Raw genomic sequence first — 21,173 nt, forward strand, 5'->3', positions numbered from 1 at the left:
AAGAACCCGCCGGATGCCGAGATCAGTTCGTGGTGACCGGAGGGTGTTCGGCCGCCCACGCACTGGTCCTACGCGTACGGCTCATGGGTCACGAGGTGCTGGCGAGCGCGAACGGCAGCACGGCCCGGGCGCCTGCCTGGCGCAGCAGGCGTGCGGACAGCGTCATCGTCCATCCGGTGTCGATCAAGTCGTCGACCAGCAGGATCGGGCCTTCGACCGCGGCCACCCTGGCGGCGAGGTCGTCGGGAAGGCTGAGGCGCTTCCACAGGTCTGCCAGCCGCTGGGCACTGTTCGCCTGACGCGGAGGCGGCCCCGCCGAAGCGATGGCACCCAGATAATCCAGCCGTCCGATCGAGGCCAGCTTCGTCGCCAGGCTGTGGACCAGCTGAGGCCGCGTGGCGGACGGCACCTCCACCACCGCGACCGGGCGCTCGGTCCACTGCCAGCCCTTGAGGACCTCGATACAGGCTTGGAAGACCGGATCGGGGAGTTCGGTGTCCGCCGCGGCCGGGCCGACGAGTTCGCGCAGCCGCGTACCCCAGCCGACGTCGGTCACCCTGCCGACGACCTGGCCCGTTTCGGCCTGCTCGCCCGCCGGCAGCCGTCCGGACAGCGGGACTTCCAGCCCGGCCATCCCGGTCGGCCACATCTTCCGCGGCGCGACCTCGACCCCGGGACGGCGCAGCCGCTGCCGCGTGGCGTCGACGACGTCGTCGGAAATCGTGGTGTCCCAATGCTTTCCGGTGCAGTTGTCGCACCGGCCGCAGGGGGTCGCTTCGGGATCGTCAAGCTGCTTTCGCAGATACTCCATCCGGCAGCCGGTGGTTTCGAGGTACGCGAGCATGGCGTTCTGTTCGTTGGTCCGCGCCGCGCTCACCCGCGCGTAGCGTTCCTTGTCGTACTGCCACTCCTCGCCGGTGCCTTCCCAGCCGCCCTTCACCCGGCGGACCGCGCCGTCGACGTCCAGCACCTTGAGGACCATCTCCAGCCGGGAACGGGACAGCTCGACGAACGGCTCCAGCGCGGGTGTCGACAGTGGACGGTCCGCGTATGCCAGCGCGTTGAGGACCTGGGTCACCCGCAGCTCGTCCGGGAACGCCAGCGAGCCGAAGTACGCCCAGATGTCCTTGTCCTCGTGACCGGGCAACAGGATCACTTCGGCGCGATCGACACCACGTCCGGCACGACCGACCTGCTGGTAGTACGCGATGGGAGAGGACGGGGCGCCGAGGTGGACGACGAAGCCCAGGTCCGGCTTGTCGAATCCCATGCCCAGCGCCGAAGTGGCCACCAGCGCCTTGACGTTGTTGTTCAGCAGATCGTCTTCGGCGGCCTGCCTGTCCGCCGGATCGGTCTTCCCGGTGTAGGCGGCGACCGGATAGCCGCGCTCGGTCAGCAGTCCCGCGACGTCGTGCGCGGCCGCGACGGTGAGCGTGTAGATGATCCCGGATCCGGGAAGCTCCTCCAGGTGCTCGGCCAGCCACGCGAGCCTGGCCTGCGATGTCGGCAGTTCGGCCACCGACAGATAGAGGCTTTCGCGGTCCAGCGTGCCGCGCAGGACGAGGGTGTCGCCGCCGTTGCCGATGCCGAGTTGCTCGGCGACGTCCGTGGCCACCCGGTCGTTCGCGGTCGCGGTCGTGGCGAGCACGGGAACGCCCTCGGGCAGATCCTTCAGCAGCGTCCGCAGCCGCCGGTAGTCCGGCCGGAAGTCGTGACCCCAGTCCGAGATGCAGTGCGCCTCGTCGACCACGAGCAGGCCGGCGCTCGCGGTCAGCTTCGGCAGGACGGTGTCGCGGAAGTCCGGGTTGTTCAGCCGCTCCGGGCTGACCAGGAGGACGTCGACCTCGCCCGCCGCGATCGCGGCCTGGACCTGATCCCACTCCTGCGGGTTCGCGGAGTTCATCGTCGCCGCGTGGATGCCCGCCCTCGCCGCCGCGGAGATCTGGTTGCGCATCAGCGCCAGCAGCGGCGAGATGATCACCGTCGGGCCTTCGCCGCGTTCCCGCAGCAAGGCGGTGGCCAGGAAGTACACCGCCGACTTTCCCCAGCCGGTGCGCTGCACGACGAGCGCGCGACGGCGGTGCGCGACCAGCGCCTCGATGGCCGTCCACTGGTCGTCGCGCAGCCGGGCGCCTTCGCCCGCCAACGATTGGAGGAGGGTCTCGGCGCGGTCCCGGAGAGTCGATGTGTCCACGTCCCCACCTCTACCCCATGCCACCGACGAAGTCGCGGTCGGCACGTCGTGAACGGACCGTTCATCCATGGAACGGAGGGTAATGTGATCCAGATCACCACCTGTCGGTGGGTCCGGCGACCCGCGCGTGAAGCCACCTGCGGTGTATAGGCTCACGACCCATGTCACCACGCAGGATCGGGGTCATGGGCGGCACGTTCGACCCCGTTCACCACGGGCACCTCGTCGCGGCCAGTGAGGTCCAGTCGCGGTTCGCGCTCGACGAGGTCATCTTCGTGCCCACCGGCCAGCCGTGGCAGAAGTCCGACAGGGTGGTCACCCGCGCCGAGGACCGCTACCTGATGACGGTGATCGCGACGGCGTCCAACCCCGTGTTCTCGGTCAGCCGGGTCGACATCGACCGCGTCGGGCAGACCTACACCGTCGACACCCTGCGTGACCTGCGCGCGGAATACCCCGACGACCAGCTGTTCTTCATCACCGGCGCGGACGCGCTCGAACAGATCCTCACTTGGCGCAACGCCGACGAGCTGTTCGACCTGGCGCATTTCATCGGTGTCACCAGGCCGGGCTACCGGCTCAACTCCCAGCATCTGCCCAGCGGGAAGGTGAGCCTGGTCGAGGTGACCGCCATGGCGATCTCGTCCACCGCCTGCCGCGAGCGGGTCGAAGGCGGGGAACCCGTCTGGTACCTCGTCCCCGACGGTGTGGTGCGCTACATCGCCAAAAAGGACCTCTATCGCAAAGACCGGGGTGCCTGACCGGGTACCCTCGTCGGGCGCACCCGCGAGTAAAGCCATCTGTTTGAGGAGAACTGTGACAGCCACGTCCGAGGCACGAGAGCTGGCCGTAGCGGCCGCCCATGCGGCGGCGGACAAGAAGGCGAGCGACGTGGTCGTGCTGGACGTGTCCGACCAGCTGGTCATCACCGACGCCTTCGTCATCGCGTCCGCGCCCAACGAGCGCCAGGTCGGCGCCATCGTCGACAACGTCGAAGAGCAGCTGCGGCTGGGCGGGCACAAGCCGGTCCGCCGCGAAGGCGCCCGCGAGGGCCGCTGGGTCCTGCTGGACTACGTCGACGTCGTCATCCACGTCCAGCACCAGGAGGAGCGCTCCTTCTACGGTCTCGAGCGGCTCTGGAAGGACTGCCCGCGGATCGAGGTCGAAGGTTTGGAGACACCCGCCGAGGAGGACCCCGCCGACGCGCAAGGCGCCTCGTGAGCCCGCGGCGGCTGGTGCTCTGGCGCCACGGCGAGACCGACTACAACGCGGCGGGCCGGATGCAGGGGCATCTGGACTCCGCGTTGACGCCGGTCGGCTGGAACCAGGCCAGGTTCGCCGTGCCCGCGCTCGCCCGGTTCTCGCCGGATCTGGTGATCGCCTCGGATCTGCGTCGCGCGACCGACACGGCCACCGTGCTCACGGAGGCCATCGGTGTCCCGCTGCGGATCGACAAGCGTCTTCGGGAAACCCATCTGGGTGAATGGCAGGGCTTCACCGGCCAGCAGGTCGACGAGGCCTACCCCGGCGAACGCGCGCGCTGGCGCGTCGACGCGACCTGGGCGCCGCCCGGCGGCGAGTCGCGGGTGGACGTCGCCGAACGCGCCCTTGAGGTCGTCGAGGACCTGGACCAGCCGAATTCCGACGCCGGCGACGCCGTGCTGCTGGCGACGCACGGCGGCCTGATCATCGCGCTGACCGCGAAACTACTCGGCCTGCCGGTCACGTCCTGGCCGACCCTGGGCGGGATCGCGAACTGCCACTGGGTCGAGCTGACCCGGCGCGACGGCAACTGGCGTCTGGCCGCCTACAACGCGGGAATCACCGGCTGATCCATGGCCCCGCGCCTGCTGGTGTTCGCCGATTCCCTCAGTTTTCACGGCCCCGACGGTCCGCTCGCCGCCGACGACGCGCGACTGTGGCCCAACATCGCCGCCGAAGCGCTCGGTGGTGGCGGGGTGGACCTCGTCGCCGGGTTCGGCTGGACCGCCCGTGACGCCTGGTGGTCGCTGATCGGCGACCCGCGTGTCTGGGCCGACCTCCACCACGTCGACGCCGTCGTGCTGGCCGTCGGGAGCATGGACACGCTGCCTTCACCGCTGCCCACCTATCTGCGCACCGGCCTGCGCTACCTGCGACCGGATCCGTTGCGGCGGATGGTGCGCAAGACGTATCTCGCCGCCCAGCCGCGGCTCGCGATCGCCCTTCGGGGACGTCCGGCGGTCCTGCCGTCGAAGCTGACCGTCCACTACCTCGACACCGCGGTCGGAGCCCTGCGCGTGCTGCGACCGGAACTGCCGATCTTCGGCATGCTGCCGTCCGTCCACCGCTCCGACGCCTACGGCCGGGTGCACACCGCCCGCGCCGGTGCCGCCGCCGCCATCGGCGCCTGGGGACGGCGTGCGGATGTCCCACTCCTGGATCTCGAAGCCGTCGTCGGCGACCACGTGCTGAGCGGCCGAGGCAATCCGGACGGGATGCACTGGGGCTGGGAAGGCCATGCCTCCGTCGGCACGGAAATGGCCCGACTGATGGCCCCGGTGCTGCGCCCCGCGGCAACGTAGGCTGGCTGCCGTGTCGGTCGCCGTAGTCACGGATTCCACCGCCCACCTGCCGGAAGGCTTCGCCGAACGGAACGGGATCCGGGTGGTCCCGTTGCACGTCCTCGTCGACGGCGTCGTCTTCCTCGACGGCGTCGAGATGGGCCCGGCGGCCCTGGCCGAAGCGCTCGGCAAACGCAGCCTGGTGACGACCTCCAGACCGACGCCCGCGGAATTCGTCAAGGAGTTCCGGGCAGCGCTGGCCGAGGGCGCGGACGCCGTCGTGTCGGTCCATCTGTCCCGGGAGTTGTCCGGGACCTGGGAGGCGGCGGTGCTCGCGGCCCAGGAGGTCGGGCCGGACAAGGTGCGTGTCGTCGATTCCCGCAGCACCGCCATGGGACTGGGTTTCGCCGCTTTGCGCGCGGCGCGGGCCGCCGCGGACGGTGCCGATCCCGCCGAGGTGGAGGCGGCTGCGGTCGACGCGGTGAGCCGTTCGGAGACCCTGTTCGCAGTCGAGACCCTCGAATACCTGCGCCGCGGCGGGCGGATCGGCCCGGCGGCCGCCTTGCTCGGCACCGCGCTCGCGGTGAAACCCGTGCTGCACATGGCCGAAGGCAGGATCCAGCCGCTGGAGAAGGTGCGGACGATGAATCGCGCGGTGGCGCGGCTGGTCGAACTCGCAGTCAAGGCGGCCGAGGGCGGCCTCGCCGACATCGCCGTCCACCACCTGGCCTCACCGGAGCGCGCCGTCGAACTGGCCAACCGGCTGGAGGAGTCCATCAACTGCCCGGAGGGGTGCGTGGTCTCGGAGATCGGTGCCGTCATCGGGGCCCACACCGGCCCCGGGGTGCTCGGCGTCGTGATCCAGCGGGCTGGTTAGAAACTCGCCAGCGTCCCATACGGCACCGACGAAAACCGGTGATCCCGTCTCGGCCGGGGCCGGGTTGTCCACAACACCCCACTTGTCCACAGCTTCGGAATTCACCACTCCCGCCCGCCACCCTCGCTCCGTAGCGTCGGTCATGTGTTCGACCAAACCGCCCGTTCATCGGGTCCCTCCGTCAACGCCAGGCTGGCGTGGCTGGCAGCGCAGCTGTCGCCGCCCGCCCAGAGCCCGCCCGCGGGCAGGCTCGTACGCCGCTGGGTGCCCGCCCGGTTCACGGCGGACGGGATCCCGGTGAACCGGCGGTGGTTCGCCGTGGTGGCCGCGCTGATCGCGGTGGCCGTGATCGTGACCGGCGCGATCGCTTTGTTCGGACACCGGCCGGGGGCGGAGACCCCGCCGCCCCTGCCGTCGGCCAAGGCCGCCGGAGACGCCCCCGCCGCGGCGGCCAAGGCGCCTCTGGTGATCAGTGTCGTCGGCCGGGTGCTCAAACCGGGCCTGGTCACGATCCCTCCGGGCGCACGGGTCGCCGATGCCGTCGCGGCGGCCGGTGGGGCACAGCCCGGAACGGATCTGACCGGGTTGAACCTGGCCCGGCGGCTCGTCGACGGCGAGCAGGTGGCCGTCGGTGTCTCTGGTCCGGCCGCGGCCGGACCAGAGACACCGCCCGGGAAGCTCGACCTGAACACGGCCACGGCCGAGCAACTCGACACCCTGCCCGGGGTCGGCGAAGTGATGGCGAAACGCATCGTCGACTGGCGGTCCGGGCACGGCGGGTTCACCACGGTCGAGCAACTCCGTGACGTAGAAGGGATCGGCGAAAGCAAGTTCAAGAAAGTCCGGGAACTGGTGTCCGTCGGATGAACCCGTCCGCCGATCCGTCCGAAGTGGACACCGCGTCGTGGCGAGGGCAGGACCTGCGGCTGGTACCGGCCGCGGCGACGGCCTGGCTCGGCACTCTTTCCGGGCTGCTCGGCGGCTGGTGGATCACGATGCTCTGCGGTGCGGCCGCCGTGGTGCTCGCGATCATCGCCGGTGTCCGTGCCCGCCGGACGGCGTCCCGGTGGGTGGCGGGCCTGGGCGCGCTCGCGGTCCTCGGCGTGCTCACCGCCGGTCCGGTGGCGCTGCGGATCCGGGCCGCCGAACACGACGACCTCCGTGCCGCCGCCGCACGGGGGAGCGACGCCACCACGAGGGTGGTGGTCACCGAGCGGCCACGTCCGGTCCGCGGTGCCGGATACGCCGATCGCCGGGCAGGCACCCGCCTGGTGGTCATCGCCGCGACGGTGGACACCGTGGTGACGGGTGAGCGGGTGGTGGATTCGGCCGGCCGGATCCTCCTGCTCGCTCCCGCCGAGGGGTGGCTCGACCTGCTGCCCGGGCAGCAGGTCACCGCCTCCGGACGGCTCGCACCGTCGAAGGGGGCCGAACTGACGGTCGCGGTCCTCTCGGTGCGGGGCCCGCCGTCGGCCCTTTCGCCGGCGCCCTGGTGGCAGCGAGCCGCGGAATCGCTGCGCACCGGGCTCCGGAGCCTGTGCTCCGTCCTCCCGGAGGAGCAGGCCGGTCTCGTGCCCGGACTGGTCGTGGGGGACACGAGCACGCTCTCCCCGCGAGTCGAGCGCGAGTTCACGGACTCCGGCATGTCCCACCTGATGGCCGTGAGCGGTGGGAACGTGGCGATCGTCTGCGGCTCGATCCTTCTCCTGCTGAGAGTGCTCCGGGTCGGGCCGCGGACGTCCGCCGCCGCGGCCGCCGCGGGGCTCGCCGGGTTCGTGGTCCTCGCCGGGCCCGCGCCCAGCGTGCTCCGTGCCGGGGTGATGGGGGCGGTCGGGTTGCTGGCGCTCGCCCTGGGACGCCGGGGTTCGGCGCTGCCCGCGCTGGCCTTCGCGGTGGCGGGGCTCGTCGTGGCCGATCCCGCGATGGCCGCCGACTTCGGGTTCGCCCTTTCGGTGCTGGCCACGGCCGGGCTCGTCCTGCTCGCGCCGAGGTGGGCCGAGTGGCTGGTCGGACGCGGTGTTCCGGCCGGTTATGCCGAGGGGCTGGCCATCCCGCTGGCCGCGTTCGTGATGACGGCGCCGATCATCGCGGGCATGGCGGGGTCGGTCAGTCTCGTCTCGGTGGTGACCAACGTGCTCGCCGCGCCGGTGGTCGCCCCGGCCACCGTGTTCGGTGTGCTCGCGACCGTCGTCGGACCGTGGTGGCCGTCGGCGGGCAGGTTGCTGGTCCGGCTGACCGAACCCGAGGCGAGCTGGCTCATCACCGTGGCCCGGCACGGCGCCCGCGCGCCGGGAGCGGTGGTGGACTGGCCCGGCGGGTGGTGGGGCGGTCTTCTGGCGGCCGGGCTGCTCGTCGTGCTGCTCGCCGCCATCCGGCTGCGTCACGCCAGGATCCTGCTGGCGGTCGCGTTGGCAGGCGGGCTGCTCGTCTTCGTGCCGGTTCGCGTGCTGGCCCCGGCGTGGCCACCGGCGTCGTGGAGTGCCGTCGCGTGCGACGTCGGGCAGGGAGACGCCGTCGTTCTCGCTACGGGCGAGCAGGGGAGGGCGGTCCTGGTCGACACCGGGCCGGAACCGGGACCGGTCGACGAATGCCTGAGCAGGCTCAGCGTGGACCGGGTCCCGCTGATCGTGCTGAGTCACCTGCACGCCGACCACATCGGCGGTCTCGCCTCCGTCTTCGAGGGCCGGTCGGTCGGAGCGGTCGCCGTCGGTCCTGGCCGGGCCCCCGCGTGGGCGTGGCAGCAGGTCGCGGACGAGACAGCACGCCGCGGGATTCCTTTGCTGGAACTGGGGATCGGGCAACGGCTGGACTGGCCGGGGCTGTCGCTGGACGTTCTGGGGCCGCGTTATGTCACCCAGCGGTCGGTTCGTGAACAGGACGGCACGGTGATCAACAACGGTTCCGTCGTCCTGCGTGCCGGGACTCCGGCGGGCAGGTTACTGCTGACCGGTGACGTCGAACTCGCCGCGCAGGCCGACCTGATGGCCGAAGGCGCCGATCTCCGGGCCGAGATCTTGAAGGTCCCGCACCACGGAAGCCGTTACACGGCGCCGGATTTCCTCAACGCCGTCGCACCACGGGTCGCGTTGGTGAGTGTCGGTGCCGGGAACACCTACGGTCATCCGAACAAGTCCACTTTGGACAATCTGACGGCCGTCGGTGCCTCGGTCGCCAGGACGGACACGGACGGCGACACCGCGGTCGTCACCGACACGCGAGGCCTTGCCCTGGTACGCCGGGGTGAGCCCCGCGGCCCGCCTCGCTCTTGAGACGGGCCGGCGGGAACTCAGATGCCCAGGGCCTCGCGGACCGCGTCGGCCGAGGCGCTGACGGTGGCCTTCGGGCCGATCTTGTCCTCGACGGCGTCGAGGGTCTTGAGGCCGTCACCGGTGATCAGGAGCACGATCTCCTCGTCCGGGTTGAGCTTGCCGGTCTCGATGAGCTTCTTCGCCGTCGCGACGGTGACCCCGCCGGCGGTCTCGGTGAAGATGCCCTCGGTGCGGGCGAGCAGCCGGATGCCCTCGACGACCTCTTCGTCGGTGACGTCTTCGATCGCGCCGCCGGTGCGGTTGACCACGTCGAGGACGTAGGGGCCGTCGGCCGGGTTGCCGATCGCCAGCGACCGGGCGATCGTGTCCGGCTTGACCGGCTGGACGACGTCGTGGCCCGCGCGGAAGGCCGCCGAGACGGGGGAGCAGCCGGTCGCCTGCGCGCCGAACACCTTGTACGGCGTTTCCTCGACGAGGCCGAGCTTCCCGAACTCACGGAAACCCTTGTCCACCTTGGTGAGCTGGGAGCCGGAGGCGATCGGGACCACGATCTGCGAGGGAAGCCGCCAGCCGAGCTGCTCGGCGACCTCGAAGGCGAGGGTCTTGGAGCCTTCGGAGTAGTAGGGCCGGACGTTCACGTTGACGAACGCCCAGCTCTCCTGCTCGGCGGCGAGCTGGGTGGCGAGCCGGTTCACGTCGTCGTAGTTGCCGTCGACAGCGATCAGGTCGCCGTCGTACACGGCGGTGGTGAGGATCTTGGCCCGCTCGAGGGTCTTCGGGATCAGCACGACCGACCGCCAGCCGGCGCGGGCCGCGGCGGCGGCGACCGCGTTGGCCAGGTTGCCGGTCGACGGACAGGCGAGCACGTCGAACCCGAACTCGCGGGCGGCGGCCAGCGCGACAGCGACCACGCGGTCCTTGAACGAGTGAGTGGGGTTGCCGGTGTCGTCCTTGACCCAGACCTTCTTGACGCCCAAGGCTTTCGCGAGCCTGTCGGCCTGGATGAGCCGGGTGGCACCGGGTTCGGTGTTGGGGATTTCTTCGACGTTCGACGGAACAGGAAGGAGCTTCTTGTAGCGCCAGATGTTCTTCGGTCCGGCTTCGATGTCTTCGCGGCGCACGCGGCCGAAGTCGTAGGCGACCTCGAGCGGCGAGAAGTCCTCGGCGGAAACGAATTCGGGGGCGAGCGGCTGCCGGTGTCCCTCTTCCTTCGACACCAGTTCGACGGCCGGTCCGAGATCCGGGGTCTTGGTGGTGGAGGTCGTGCCGAGGGTTGCGGTCATCGCGAGGTTCCTTCCTCATCTGCCCCGCCATGGCGGGCCGGAATTGGCACCGTGTTCGTCAGCTACCCCGCGATCGCGGGATGACAGGCTGACGCCGGTTGCCGGGGCTTCATCGGGCCGTTCCCTCTGCCCCTCTGGATGAGCGGTATTCGATTGTCGGCACGAGCATGAGCGCGTCGCCTCGCCAACACCGTACGACATGAGCCTCAGGTGGGGCCACCGTGCCCGGAACACATCACCGGACAAAGCACACGAGAGGAGGAGTGGCAGGATCGTCACCGTGACGACGCAAGCCTCCGCCCCATCGCCGCTGGTCCTGGTCCTCGGTGAGGAAGAGCTGCTGATCGAACGCGCGGTCCGCGCCGCTTCGGACGCGGCCAAAGCGGCCGATCCGACGGCGGATCTCACCCGGATCCGGGTGTCGGACCTCACAGTCCCCGCCCTCGCGGAGATGGTCAGCCCCTCGCTGTTCGCCGAGGGCAGGGTGATCGTCCTCGAATCCGCGCACGACATCTCGCAGGAGCTCTCCGACGGGGTGATGGCCTACGTGAAGGCGCCCGCCGACGGCATCGTGCTCGTCGTCGTGCACAGCGGAGGCGGCCGGAGCAAGGCCGCGAAGGCGCTTCCCGCGGCCTTGAAGAAGGCCGGGGCGGAGATCGTCGAGTGCCCGAAGCTGACCAAGCCCGCTGAGCGGGAATCCTTTGTCCGCAACGAGGTCCGCCGGGTCGGCGGGAAGATCGACGGCGCCGCCGTGCTCGCGCTGATCGACGCCGTCGGCTCGGATCTGCGCGAGTTGTCGTCGGCCGCGACCCAGCTCGTCGCGGACGCCGGTGGCACGGTCGACGAGCAGGCGGTCCGGCGCTACCACCGGGGCCGCGCGGACGTGAACGGGTTCGCCGTCGCCGAGAAGGCCGTCGCCGGTGACAAGACGGCGGCGCTGGAGTCACTGCGCTGGGCGATGCAGCTGGGTGTTCCGCACGTGCTGGTCGCGGACGCCCTCGCCGACGCCGTCCGGACGATCGCGCGGGTGTCGGGCGCGGGCCGCGGGAACCCGAATCAGATGGCGGGCGAGCTGGGGATGCCGCCGTGGAAGGTCCGCAAGGCCCAGGGGCAGGCGCGTGGCTGGGGCCAGGACGGCCTCGCCACCGCGATGCGGGTCGTCGCCCGGCTCAACGCCGAGGTCAAAGGGGTCGCGGCCAACCCGGAGTACGCCCTGGAGCGCGCCGTCCTGGAGGTCGTCGACGCCCACGGCACCAGCAGCCGCTAACACCTACTGAGACCACGCTCACCGCTCACTGGACCGAGCCCGGCGATCAACGCGCCCATGAACCGGGACCGGCGGACTCGTCTCGCCGGAAGCGCGCCAGCGCGACGGCGAGACTTCACCGGTCGCGCGCCCTCTCTCGGGCCGAAGGCCCACGTAAACGCGATGAAGGGGCGCCTTCCCGCGTCACGTGAGTGACAAGCGGGCCGGCGCCCCTTCGGCGCGTTTACGTCAGCGCGCGATTAGATCGCGCTGCGCGCGATTAAAAATCAGAGAGAGTTCGCGCGCTTCGCCAGCGCGGACTTCTTGTTGGCGGCCTGGTTGGCGTGCAGAACGCCCTTGGTCACGGCCTTGTCCAGCTTCTTGGCCGCGTCCTTCTGCAGCTCGATCGCCTTGGCCTTGTCGCCGGCGTCGGCGGCCTCGCGGAACTTGCGGATCGCGGTCTTCACCGAGGACCGGATCGCCTGGTTGCGCTGACGCGCCTTCTCGTTGGTGGTGATGCGCTTGATCTGCGACTTGATGTTGGCCACGGGGGCGCTCCTCTTGAATCTCTCGGTGGTTTCACCGCCGCGCTGTGACCGGCCCTGCGCGCTCGTGAGAGCGGCGCGGGTTTCCTCCATGACGGAATGCCACACGGCGGTGAAGGGCAAGCTTAACAGCCGTCCCGGGCCGGATCGCGGCCGCCTCCGGGCGGGCGATTGAGGTACGGTGAAGATCGTAGTGCCTAGGGTTCCGCCGCCTGCCCGTTCAGCGAACCACACAATCAGGGCAGGTGGGACAGGTCCGAGCGGCACCATCGGCGGGGCCGGAAGCACCGCCGTTCATCTGACGGGACAAAAGCCTGGAGGACCGGTGTTTTCCGCATGCGCGGAAAACGTGAAAGGTCCGCTGTGAACGTCACCGCCCTGTCCTTCGTCATCGTCGCCGCCGTCATCCACGCGGGCTGGAACCTGGCCGCCAAGCGGATCCGCCGCGGCGGGGCCCGCTTCGTCTGGGCCTACTACAGCTTCTCCGCGATCCTGCTCGTCCCGGTCATGGCGGTCTCGCTGGCCGTGGAGCCGCAACGTCCACAGTGGACCTGGCTGCTCGCCGCCGCGGTCACCGCGGTGTTCCACGTCACCTACGGGGTCGTCCTCCAGCGGGGTTACGCCGTCGGTGACCTGTCCGTCGTATACCCCGTCGCCCGGGGTACCGGGCCGCTGATCTCGGTGCTCGCGGCCGTCGTGCTGCTCGGCGAGCGGCCGGGAGTGCTCGGCCTGGTGGGTGCGTTCCTCGTGGTCGCCGGGGTGCTGGTCATCGGTACCGGGCGGGCTCCGGCCCATGCCGACGCGACAGATCGCGAGGCTCGCCGCAAAGGCGTCGTGTACGGGCTGCTGACCGGGCTCACGATCGCCGCCTACACCCTGTGGGACGCGCATTCGGTCACCGGTCTCGGTGTCCCGCCGATCGTCTACTTCGGAACCGGCGCGATCGTGCAGAGCCTGCTCATGGCGCCGTACGCGCTGAAGGACCGTGAAGAGGTGTCGTGGCTCTGGCGTGAGCACAAGCGCGAAATCCTCATCGTCGGCTTGCTCTCGCCGATCGCCTACCTGCTGGTCCTCTACGCCCTCCAGATCGCCCCGGTGAGCCTCGTCGCACCCGCGCGGGAGCTGAGCATCGTGCTGGGCGGCCTGGCCGCCTGGCTGGTCCTGGGAGAGGCGAACGCCGTCCGCAGGCTGGCCGGCTCGGCGGTCGTGCTGGCGGGCATCACCGCGATTGCGATGGCCTGAACCCATCCGGTAGGGATTGAGCCATGGACGTGCTGAGCAGCAGGGTGCTGATCCACCCGAAAGACCTCGACGTGTCGACGGCGTTCTATCGGGACACCCTGGGCCTCGCGATCGACAAGGAGTTCCCCGGCGGGACGGTGTTCTTCGCCGGGAACGGGTCGATCGAGATCGTCGGGACCGGGGAGACCGGCCCGACCTCCGACGTCGCGTTGTGGCTCCAGGTCCGGGACCTGCCCGCGGCGCTCGAGGAGCTCGCCGCGAAGGGCTTGGATCCGGTCCGCGGAGCGCGCCGTGAACCCTGGGGCCTGGACGAAGCGTGGATCGCCGATCCGGACGGCACCAGGATCGTGCTGGTCGAGGTGCCGCGTGAGCATCCGTTGCGCACCGACCCGCGCTAGGTCGCGGGCTTGATCGCGCGCAACTGAGCGGCGAGGGAAGCACCGAAGCCCGGCGGTTCCCAGGTCCAGGTCTGCAGGTCGGTGAAGCCGGCGGCCGCCGCTTCGTCGGCCAGTTCGTGGCGGGAGACCGGCAGCCATTTCTCGTGCGACGACAGCAGCAGCCTGCCGCCGGGGCGCAGCACGCGGAACAGTTCGGCGAACCCGGCCGCCCGGTCCTCCCACAGCTGCACGTTGTTGACGGTCAGCACCACGTCGACGCTCTCGTCAGGCTCGCCCGTGGAGTCCGCGGTGCCGTCTCTGAGCTCCACCCGGCCGCCGCATCGGCGGCGGGCGCGAGCGAGCATCTCCGGGGACGGGTCGACGCCGATCGCGCGGCCCGCGGTCTCGGCCGCGGCCCGCAGGCCGACACCCGGGCCGGGACCCACGACCAGGACTGTTTCGCCCGACTCGATCGACGCCAGTTCGACGACGCGAAGTTCGGTGGCAGCGTTGCCGTGCGCCATCGCCAGGCCACCGAACCGGCCGAGCAGTCCCCTGGGATGGCCGAACGTGCGATCGAGCATTTGGGACAGTGAAGTACTCATGCTTCGAGGTCACCACAGCTCACCACGGGCCGCATCGGGGATGACCCCCACTCGCACCCGGAGCGGCATGGGACCATAGAGGTGGCACACCCCGACCTTCGCGAGGAAACCCGTTGACGACGTTCGCCGACACGACCTTCACGCCCCCGGAGCTCATCCGGAACTTCTGCATCATCGCGCACATCGACCACGGCAAGTCGACCCTGGCCGACCGGATGCTGCAGCTCACCGGCGTGGTCGAGGAGCGGGCCATGCGCGCTCAGTACCTCGACCGCATGGACATCGAACGGGAACGCGGGATCACCATCAAGGCGCAGAACGTGCGCCTGCCCTGGAAGGTCGACGGCCAGGACCACGTCCTGCACCTGATCGACACCCCGGGCCACGTGGACTTCACCTACGAGGTCTCCCGGGCCTTGGAGGCCTGTGAAGGGGCGATCCTGCTGGTCGACGCCGCGCAGGGGATCGAGGCGCAGACGCTGGCGAACCTCTACCTGGCGCTCGAGAAGAACCTCCACATCATCCCGGTGCTGAACAAGATCGACCTGCCGTCGGCCGACCCGGATAAGTACGCGGCCGAGCTGGCGCACATCATCGGTTGCGAGCCCTCGGACGTGCTCCGCGTGTCGGCGAAGACCGGCATGGGCGTGACCGACCTGCTGGACGAGTGCGTCAAGCAGGTCCCGCCGCCGGTCGGCGACCCGGACGCGCCCGCCCGCGCGATGATCTTCGACTCGGTGTACGACACCTACCGGGGAGTCGTGACCTACATCAGGGTCGTCGACGGCAAGATCACGCCGCGCGAGCGGATCAAGATGATGTCCACCGGTGCCACCCACGAACTCCTCGAGGTCGGGATCATCTCGCCGGAGCCCAAGCCCAGCAAGGGACTCGGGGTCGGTGAGGTGGGATACCTCATCACCGGTGTGAAGGACGTCCGTCAGTCGAAGGTCGGTGACACCGTCACCTCCGAGCGCAAGGGCGCCGAGGAGCCGCTCGCCGGCTACCGCGAGCCGAAGCCGATGGTCTACTCCGGCCTGTACCCCGTCGACGGTTCGGACTACCCCGAGCTGCGTGAGGCGCTGGACAAGCTCCAGCTCAACGACGCCGCGCTCGCCTACGAACCCGAGACCTCCGTGGCGCTCGGGTTCGGATTCCGTTGCGGCTTCCTCGGCCTGCTCCACCTGGAGATCACGCGGGACAGGCTCGAACGCGAATTCGGCCTCGACCTGATCTCCACCGCGCCGAACGTCATCTACAACGTCGTGCTCGAGGACAAGAGCGAGATCGTGGTGACGAACCCGTCGGACTGGCCGACCGGGATGAAGATCTCCGAGGTCCACGAACCGGTCTCCAAGGTGAGCATCCTGGCGCCTTCGGAGTTCGTCGGCACGATCATGGAGCTGTGCCAGGCCAAGCGCGGCACGCTGCTGGGGATGGACTACCTCTCCGAGGACCGCGTCGAACTGCGCTACAACATCCCGCTCGCGGAGATCATCTTCGACTTCTTCGACACGCTGAAGTCGCGTACCCGCGGCTACGCGTCTCTCGACTACGAAGAGGGCGGTGACCAGATCGCCGACCTGGTCAAGGTCGACATCCTGTTGCAGGGTGAAACCGTCGACGCGTTCTCGGCGATCGTGCACAAGGACGCCGCGTACGGTTACGGCAACCGGATGGCGACGCGGCTGCGAGAGCTGATTCCGCGGCAGCAGTTCGAGGTGCCGATCCAGGCGGCCGTCGGGTCCCGGATCATCGCCCGCGAGACCATCCGCGCGATCCGCAAGGACGTGCTCGCGAAGTGCTACGGCGGTGACATCTCGCGTAAGCGCAAGCTGCTGGAAAAGCAGAAGGAAGGCAAGAAGCGGATGAAGACCGTCGGCCGGGTCGAGGTGCCGCAGGAAGCCTTCGTCGCCGCACTGTCCACTGAGGACACCGGTAGCAAGAAGAAGTAGCCGTACTCACGAAAAGGCCGCCCGGATCCAGGTCCGGGGGGCCTTTTCGGCTCAGCGGTTCCCGCTGACGCGGTTCGCCGTGACGAAGACGGCGACGCGGCGCTCGGCGGCCATCACGCGGTCGTACTCGTCCCAGTCGTCGTGGGTCCCCGTCGCCGCGATGAAGACGTCGCGCAGCAACCGCGGGAGCCCGGCCGGGTCGAAGTCGGGGTCCGGGTCGTCCGGGCCGACGAGGTGGGTGTTTCCCTGGACCGCCGCCCATTCCCAGCCGCGCCGGAAGGTGATCGTGGCGTGGCCCGCCCGGCGGAACAGGTCGAGTTTCTTCACTCCGCCCATCGCGACGAAGGCGACTCCCGGTGCCTTGGTGACCGGGTCTTCGAAGACCCCGGCGTTGACCACCGAGGAGTGGACGGTGCCGTCCGCGCGAACCGTCGAGACGGTCGCGAGTCCGTTTTCACGCAAGGAAAGAGTGCGGACGAGTTCGAGGTCTGCGGCCATGGATCCACCGTAGCCCGCCCGGCCGGTGAAGGGGGCCGAGCGGGCGGACGGAGGGATCAGCAGGTGCCGTCGTCGCGCCAGACACCCCATTCACCGGTGGTGCCGGGCTCTTCGCCTCGCGTCCACCACTTCGCGTACCACTTGTGCCCGTTGTGGGAGACACTCGTGCCGCCGGTGTAGGCCGCGGCGCGATCCCAGGCCGGGAGCGAGCAGGTGCCCGGGTTGCCGGATCCGGTTTCCCAGGGCACCTGGCTCGACTTGTAGTAGCCGAGGCCCTGCGCCTGCCAGCGCGGGGCCTGCGCGCCGAGGCGCACCCGGAAGGTGTTCCAGTCGTGCGTCGACCACGGCGACCAGCCCAGTTCGGCGTGCGCCGGGAGCCGCGGGAAGGCGAGGTAGTCGATGTTCGCCGGGGTCACCACGGTTTCGGTCCACAGCGGGGATTCGACCCCGCGCACGGCGGATTCGGGCACCCCGGAGAGATAGGCGCCCGGGTTCCAGTTGTAGGCGTCCTGGACCTCGATGTAGCCCGCCCACGACAGCCCGATCGGCGTGCTGGAGTTGTACTTCATGTCCAGGTAGGCCTTGTTCGCCGGCGACATGATCACCTTGCTGCCGCGGGCGACGGCGTTCGCGACCTCCGTGCTGGACGTCGTCGTGCCCCAGAACTGCGGGGTCGCCGTGGCGGGCAGGGTGGCCTTGCCGATCTCGTGCCAGCCGACGACCTGCTTGCCCGCGGCGGCCACCATCGGCAGCACCCGGTTCATGAAGGTGCGGTAGTCCGCGTCGCTGGTGGCCTGGGCCTCGTCGCCGCCGAGGTGGAAGTACGGCCCGGGGGTCAGCGCCGCGATCTCCCGGATGACGTCGTTCACGAAGGTGTAGGTGATCTCCTTCGAGATGCAGAGCGAGCTGTAGCCGACAGCGGTGTCGGTGCGCAGCGGGGGAGCGGTGTTGTTGCAGTTCAGTTCCGCGTACGAGGCCTGCGCGGCGTTGGTGTGGCCGGGCATGTCGATCTCCGGGATGACCGTGATGAACCGCGAAGCCGCGTAGTTCACGATCTCCGAGTACTGCGCCTTGGTGTAGTAGCCACCGGCACCGCCACCGACCTGGGTGCTGCCGCCGTAGGTGGCCAGACGCGGCCAGCTGTCGATCTGGATGCGCCAGCCCTGGTCGTCGGCCAGGTGGAGGTGCAGGTTGTTGATCTTGTACTGCGCCAGCTGATCGATGTACCGCTTGACCGTGGCGACCGGGTGGAAGTGCCGGGCGACGTCGAGCATCGCGCCGCGGTAGCCGAAGCGCGGGTAGTCCAGGATGGCGGCGCCCGGGATTGTCCAGGGACCCTGCTGCACGGTGGGGCTTTCGATCTTGCCGGGCAGCAGCTGTCGCAGCGTCTGGACGCCGCCGAAGAGGCCTTGCGCCGTCGTCGCGCGCAGGATGACCGAAGCGGACGTCGAGTTCAGCTGATAGCCCTGGTCGCCGACGCGTGTGTCGGCGCCGGACAGCAGGAGCGAGATGCCGTCGGTGGGCGTGCCCGAGGGCGCGTCGGAGACCGGCAACGCGAAGCCGGTGGACGTGCGGAAGACGCCGGCGAGATAGTCGCCGACGGCTTTGGCCTGTGCCGAACCGGCCTGGGTGTAGATCTTGGTGTCGGCGGTCAGGGCGTAGTCGGAGCCGGTGACCGCTTGGACCGAGACCGGTACCGGGACGATCGCCTGCAGTGGCGGTGTGGCCGCGTCGGCGACGGGGGCGGCTGCGGTGGTGGCGCCGGCGAGCAGCGCCACCCCGACGAAGGCGCGGCCCAGCCGCGCTTTCAAGGTCTTCACCGGGGCCTCCAGAGGGCGGGGACGTGACCCACGTCACGACTGGTCAGATCGTCGCACCTCCGGCGGTAAAGGTCTAGACCATCAAGGAGGAACCTTGGAGTGACTCGAACGTCACATACCGTGTCGTCGAGAGGGGACTATCGTCGGAAACGTGTTCGAAGACCTGCGTTTCCCGGTGATAGCGGCTCCGATGGCGGGCGGGCCGACCACTCCCGAGCTGGTGGCCGCGGTGACCGCGGCGGGCGGATTCGGCTTCCTGGCAGGTGGCTATCTGAGCGCCGATGCCCTCCAGGAGCGGATCGCGAAGACCGCCGAGCTCACCGGTGAGCCTTTCGGCGTGAACCTCTTCGTCCCGGGTGGCGCCGGCGAGGCGGATCTCAGCGGCCATGTCGAGCGCTGGCGCGCGGAAGCCGAGCGCTACGGCGTCGAGCCCGGCGAGCCGGACTGGGATGACGACGCCTATGCCGCGAAGCTCGAGGTCGTGCTGGAGCGGGAGGTGCCGGTCGTCTCGTTCACCTTCGGTGCGCCCTCACGTGAGGACGTCGAGCGCCTGCACGCCAACGGAAGCAAGGTGGCCGTCACCGTCACCAGTCCGGCGGAGGCCGATCAGGCCGTGGCTGTCGGTGCGGACGCTCTCGTGGTCCAGGGATTCGAAGCTGGGGCGCATCGAGGGCTCTTCGCCGACGAGCCCGGAGCCGAAGGCGGGGGAGCGCAGTACGGCGCGCTCAGCCTGCTTCGCCTGGTCTCGGCGCGGACGGATCTGCCGCTGGTCGCGACCGGCGGGCTCGTGCACGGCGCCGATATCGCGGCGGTGCTGACGGCGGGAGCCGTCGCGGCCCAGCTGGGGACCGCGTTCCTTCGTGCGGACGAAGCCGGAACGCAGCCCGCGCACCGGCAGGCGCTCGCGGACGGCGGAAGGCCGACGGCGTTCACCAGGGCATTCAGCGGACGTCCCGCCCGGTCTCTGGTCAACCGCGCGGTCGCGGACTTCTCGGCCACCGCGCCGTCGGCGTATCCGCAGGTCAACAACCTGACCAAACCGATCCGTGCGGCGGCGGGAAAAGCGGGGGACCCAGAGGTGATGTCCCTCTACGCGGGACAGACCTACGAACTCGCGGGCTCCGGCCCGGCGGCGTCGATCGTCGAACGCCTCCAAGCCGAAGCCCGCGAAGCCGCTACGCGTTTGAGTCGTCTCCGCTGACCTGCTTCGCGTCGCCGTTGTTCGCGTTCATGACCGAGTGACGGCGGCTGTAGGCGAAGTAGATGATCAGGCCGATGGCGAACCAGGCCGCGAACCGCAGCCAGGTCTCCGGGTTCAGGAACGTGATCAGCCAGATCGAGAAGACGATCCCGATGATCGGCACGATCGGCATCCCCGGCGTCTTGAAGGACCGGGGCAGGTCCGGCTGCTTGTAGCGCAGCACGATCACCGCGACGCAGACGACGACGAACGCGAGCAGGATGCCGATGTTCGTCAGCTCGGCGGCCTCACCGATGGGCAGCAGCCCGGCGATGATCGCGGACGCGCCGCCGAGCACCCAGGTCATCCGGCTCGGCACCTTGCGCACCGGGTGGGTCTTGCCGAACCACTTGGGCAGCAGGCCGTCGCGGCTCATCGAGTAGCCGACGCGGCTCGCGCCCATGAGGAAGGTGAACAGCACCGTGGTGATACCGATGATCGCGCCGACCGCGATGATCAGGCCGAGCCACTTCATCCCGATACCGGCGAAGGCGCTTGAGAAGGCGGCTTCGCTGTCGATGTCCTTGTAGTTGACCATGCCGGTCAGGACCAGGCAGGCGAGGACGTAGAGCACCATCGAGATGGCGAGCGAGTAGATGATCGCCTTCGGCATGTGTTTCTGGGAGTCGGTCGACTCCTCGGCCGCCGTCGACATGGCGTCGTAGCCGAACACGGCGAAGAACACCGTCGCCGCGCCGGTGAACGCGCCGCTGAGGCCGAACGGGAAGAAGTTCGAGTAGTTGTCGGTGTTGATGTGGAAGACACCGACGACGATCACCAGCAGGACCAGGCCCACCTTCAGGTAGACCAGCAGCGTCTCGAACCGGGCGGCGTTCTTCATGCCCTGGTTGAGGATGAAGGCGATCAGCAGGCACAGCAGCACGGCGAACAGGTTGATCTTGTAGGACCCCGGTTCGACACCGGCCTTTTCCGTGCCTGGAGCGCCGAGCATCCACGTCGGGAGCTCGACGTTGAGATAGCCCAGCAGTTCGTTGAAGTAGCCGGAGATGCCGATCGCGACCACCGCCACGATCGCGGTGTACTCCAGCAGCAGGTCCCAGCCGATGAACCAGCCGACGATCTCGCCCAGCACGGTGTAGCCGTAGGTGTACGCGGATCCGGCACGGGGGATCAGCCCGGCGAACTCGGCGTAGGAGAACGCGGCGGCCGCGCTGGCGATACCCGCGATGAGGAACGAGATCAGCACGGCGGGTCCCGCCGTCTCGTTCGCGACCGCGCCGGCCAGGGAGAAGATCCCCGCGCCGATGATGCCGCCGACGCCGATCGCGGTCAGTTGACGCAACCCCAGCGTGCGCTGGAGCCCCCCTCCGCCGTCACTGAGCTCTTGGATCTGTTCGATCGGTTTGCGGCGGAATATCCCGGATCCCGAGCCCAGGCTGCGCTGTGCGGACATCGTCGTCTCCCAACAGGTTGTGCTTTTCGGACCGGGTCGACAGTCCGAAAGGCACCGTAGCGGGA

General features: G+C 69.6%; 19 protein-coding genes and 1 riboswitch. Of the genes, 12 read left to right on the plus strand and 7 right to left on the minus strand.

All coding sequences use genetic code 11. The features are described from left to right. Window positions 1–88: 88 nt before the first annotated feature. Window positions 89–2,194 (minus strand): RecQ family ATP-dependent DNA helicase, encoded by a 2,106-nt coding sequence (locus IE302_RS38455; RefSeq protein ID WP_191259376.1) that lies wholly within the window; start codon window positions 2,192–2,194, stop codon window positions 89–91. Window positions 2,195–2,355: 161 nt separating this feature from the next. Here IE302_RS38455 and nadD point away from each other — a divergent pair, with 161 nt between their 5' ends. The 7 genes from nadD (at window position 2,356) to IE302_RS38490 (ending at window position 8,883) form a co-directional block, all read left to right on the plus strand. After that, complete coding sequence (gene nadD / locus IE302_RS38460; RefSeq protein WP_081736408.1) at window positions 2,356–2,955, plus strand: nicotinate-nucleotide adenylyltransferase; 600 nt, start codon at window positions 2,356–2,358, stop codon at window positions 2,953–2,955. A 55-nt stretch (window positions 2,956–3,010) separates the two neighbouring features. After that, a complete protein-coding gene (gene rsfS, locus IE302_RS38465; protein WP_005158575.1) occupies window positions 3,011–3,415 on the plus strand; it encodes a ribosome silencing factor in 405 nt (134 codons plus the stop codon). After that, window positions 3,412–4,026 carry a histidine phosphatase family protein gene (locus IE302_RS38470; protein ID WP_093937566.1) on the plus strand — a complete coding sequence of 205 codons (615 nt, stop codon included), beginning with the start codon at window positions 3,412–3,414 and terminating at the stop codon, window positions 4,024–4,026. Before rsfS ends, IE302_RS38470 begins: the two co-directional genes overlap by 4 nt. A 3-nt stretch (window positions 4,027–4,029) precedes the next feature. Beyond that, complete coding sequence (gene octT / locus IE302_RS38475; protein ID WP_191259377.1) at window positions 4,030–4,758, plus strand: diglucosylglycerate octanoyltransferase; 729 nt, start codon at window positions 4,030–4,032, stop codon at window positions 4,756–4,758. A 10-nt stretch (window positions 4,759–4,768) separates the two neighbouring features. Next, entirely contained in the window at window positions 4,769–5,614 is an 846-nt protein-coding gene (locus IE302_RS38480; RefSeq protein WP_191259378.1) for a DegV family protein, read from the plus strand. A gap of 144 nt (window positions 5,615–5,758) precedes the next feature. Beyond that, window positions 5,759–6,481 carry a ComEA family DNA-binding protein gene (locus tag IE302_RS38485; RefSeq protein WP_191259379.1) on the plus strand — a complete coding sequence of 241 codons (723 nt, stop codon included), beginning with the start codon at window positions 5,759–5,761 and terminating at the stop codon, window positions 6,479–6,481. Continuing rightward, complete coding sequence (locus IE302_RS38490; protein WP_191259380.1) at window positions 6,478–8,883, plus strand: ComEC/Rec2 family competence protein; 2,406 nt, start codon at window positions 6,478–6,480, stop codon at window positions 8,881–8,883. Before IE302_RS38485 ends, IE302_RS38490 begins: the two co-directional genes overlap by 4 nt. Before the next feature lie 17 nt (window positions 8,884–8,900). Here IE302_RS38490 and thrC read toward each other — a convergent pair whose 3' ends face one another. After that, window positions 8,901–10,166: a threonine synthase gene (thrC, locus tag IE302_RS38495; protein ID WP_191259381.1), complete on the minus strand. Its 1,266-nt coding sequence runs from the start codon at window positions 10,164–10,166 to the stop codon at window positions 8,901–8,903. Between the two features lie 12 nt (window positions 10,167–10,178). After that, window positions 10,179–10,311, minus strand: a riboswitch (SAM riboswitch). Window positions 10,312–10,446: 135 nt separating this feature from the next. Between thrC and holA the strand changes: the two genes are divergently transcribed. Further along, window positions 10,447–11,433: a DNA polymerase III subunit delta gene (gene holA, locus IE302_RS38500; RefSeq protein WP_191259382.1), complete on the plus strand. Its 987-nt coding sequence runs from the start codon at window positions 10,447–10,449 to the stop codon at window positions 11,431–11,433. Window positions 11,434–11,699: 266 nt separating this feature from the next. Here the strand turns inward: holA and rpsT are convergent, their stop codons facing one another. Beyond that, the gene (gene rpsT / locus IE302_RS38505; RefSeq protein ID WP_026466629.1) at window positions 11,700–11,960 is read right to left on the minus strand and encodes a 30S ribosomal protein S20; all 261 of its coding nucleotides are present in this window, start codon (window positions 11,958–11,960) and stop codon (window positions 11,700–11,702) included. 333 nt (window positions 11,961–12,293) lie between these two features. Between rpsT and IE302_RS38510 the strand changes: the two genes are divergently transcribed. Together IE302_RS38510 and IE302_RS38515 are read left to right on the plus strand one after the other, a co-directional pair. After that, window positions 12,294–13,199 (plus strand): EamA family transporter, encoded by a 906-nt coding sequence (locus IE302_RS38510; RefSeq protein WP_191259383.1) that lies wholly within the window; start codon window positions 12,294–12,296, stop codon window positions 13,197–13,199. Between the two features lie 23 nt (window positions 13,200–13,222). Further along, window positions 13,223–13,597, plus strand: a complete 375-nt coding sequence (locus tag IE302_RS38515) for a VOC family protein (RefSeq protein ID WP_191259384.1) — start codon at window positions 13,223–13,225, stop codon at window positions 13,595–13,597. Here the strand turns inward: IE302_RS38515 and IE302_RS38520 are convergent. Next, entirely contained in the window at window positions 13,594–14,181 is a 588-nt protein-coding gene (locus tag IE302_RS38520; protein ID WP_191259385.1) for a class I SAM-dependent methyltransferase, read from the minus strand. The two genes, IE302_RS38515 and IE302_RS38520, sit on opposite strands and share 4 nt — an antisense overlap. 113 nt (window positions 14,182–14,294) lie before the next feature. Between IE302_RS38520 and lepA the strand changes: the two genes are divergently transcribed. Then, window positions 14,295–16,136 carry a translation elongation factor 4 gene (gene lepA / locus IE302_RS38525; RefSeq protein WP_191259386.1) on the plus strand — a complete coding sequence of 614 codons (1,842 nt, stop codon included), beginning with the start codon at window positions 14,295–14,297 and terminating at the stop codon, window positions 16,134–16,136. A gap of 51 nt (window positions 16,137–16,187) precedes the next feature. Here the strand turns inward: lepA and IE302_RS38530 are convergent, their stop codons facing one another. Beyond that, the gene (locus tag IE302_RS38530) at window positions 16,188–16,634 is read right to left on the minus strand and encodes a pyridoxamine 5'-phosphate oxidase family protein (protein WP_191259387.1); all 447 of its coding nucleotides are present in this window, start codon (window positions 16,632–16,634) and stop codon (window positions 16,188–16,190) included. A gap of 56 nt (window positions 16,635–16,690) precedes the next feature. Further along, complete coding sequence (locus IE302_RS38535) at window positions 16,691–18,454, minus strand: beta-N-acetylhexosaminidase (protein WP_191259388.1); 1,764 nt, start codon at window positions 18,452–18,454, stop codon at window positions 16,691–16,693. 151 nt (window positions 18,455–18,605) lie between these two features. Here IE302_RS38535 and IE302_RS38540 point away from each other — a divergent pair, with 151 nt between their 5' ends. Further along, window positions 18,606–19,655, plus strand: a complete 1,050-nt coding sequence (locus IE302_RS38540; protein WP_191259389.1) for an NAD(P)H-dependent flavin oxidoreductase — start codon at window positions 18,606–18,608, stop codon at window positions 19,653–19,655. Here IE302_RS38540 and IE302_RS38545 read toward each other — a convergent pair. Beyond that, entirely contained in the window at window positions 19,630–21,108 is a 1,479-nt protein-coding gene (locus IE302_RS38545) for an amino acid permease (RefSeq protein WP_191259390.1), read from the minus strand. The two genes, IE302_RS38540 and IE302_RS38545, sit on opposite strands and share 26 nt — an antisense overlap. Window positions 21,109–21,173 lie beyond the last annotated feature (65 nt).

Source organism: Amycolatopsis oliviviridis (genome assembly GCF_014654365.1).
GTDB lineage: Bacteria > Actinomycetota > Actinomycetes > Mycobacteriales > Pseudonocardiaceae > Amycolatopsis > Amycolatopsis oliviviridis.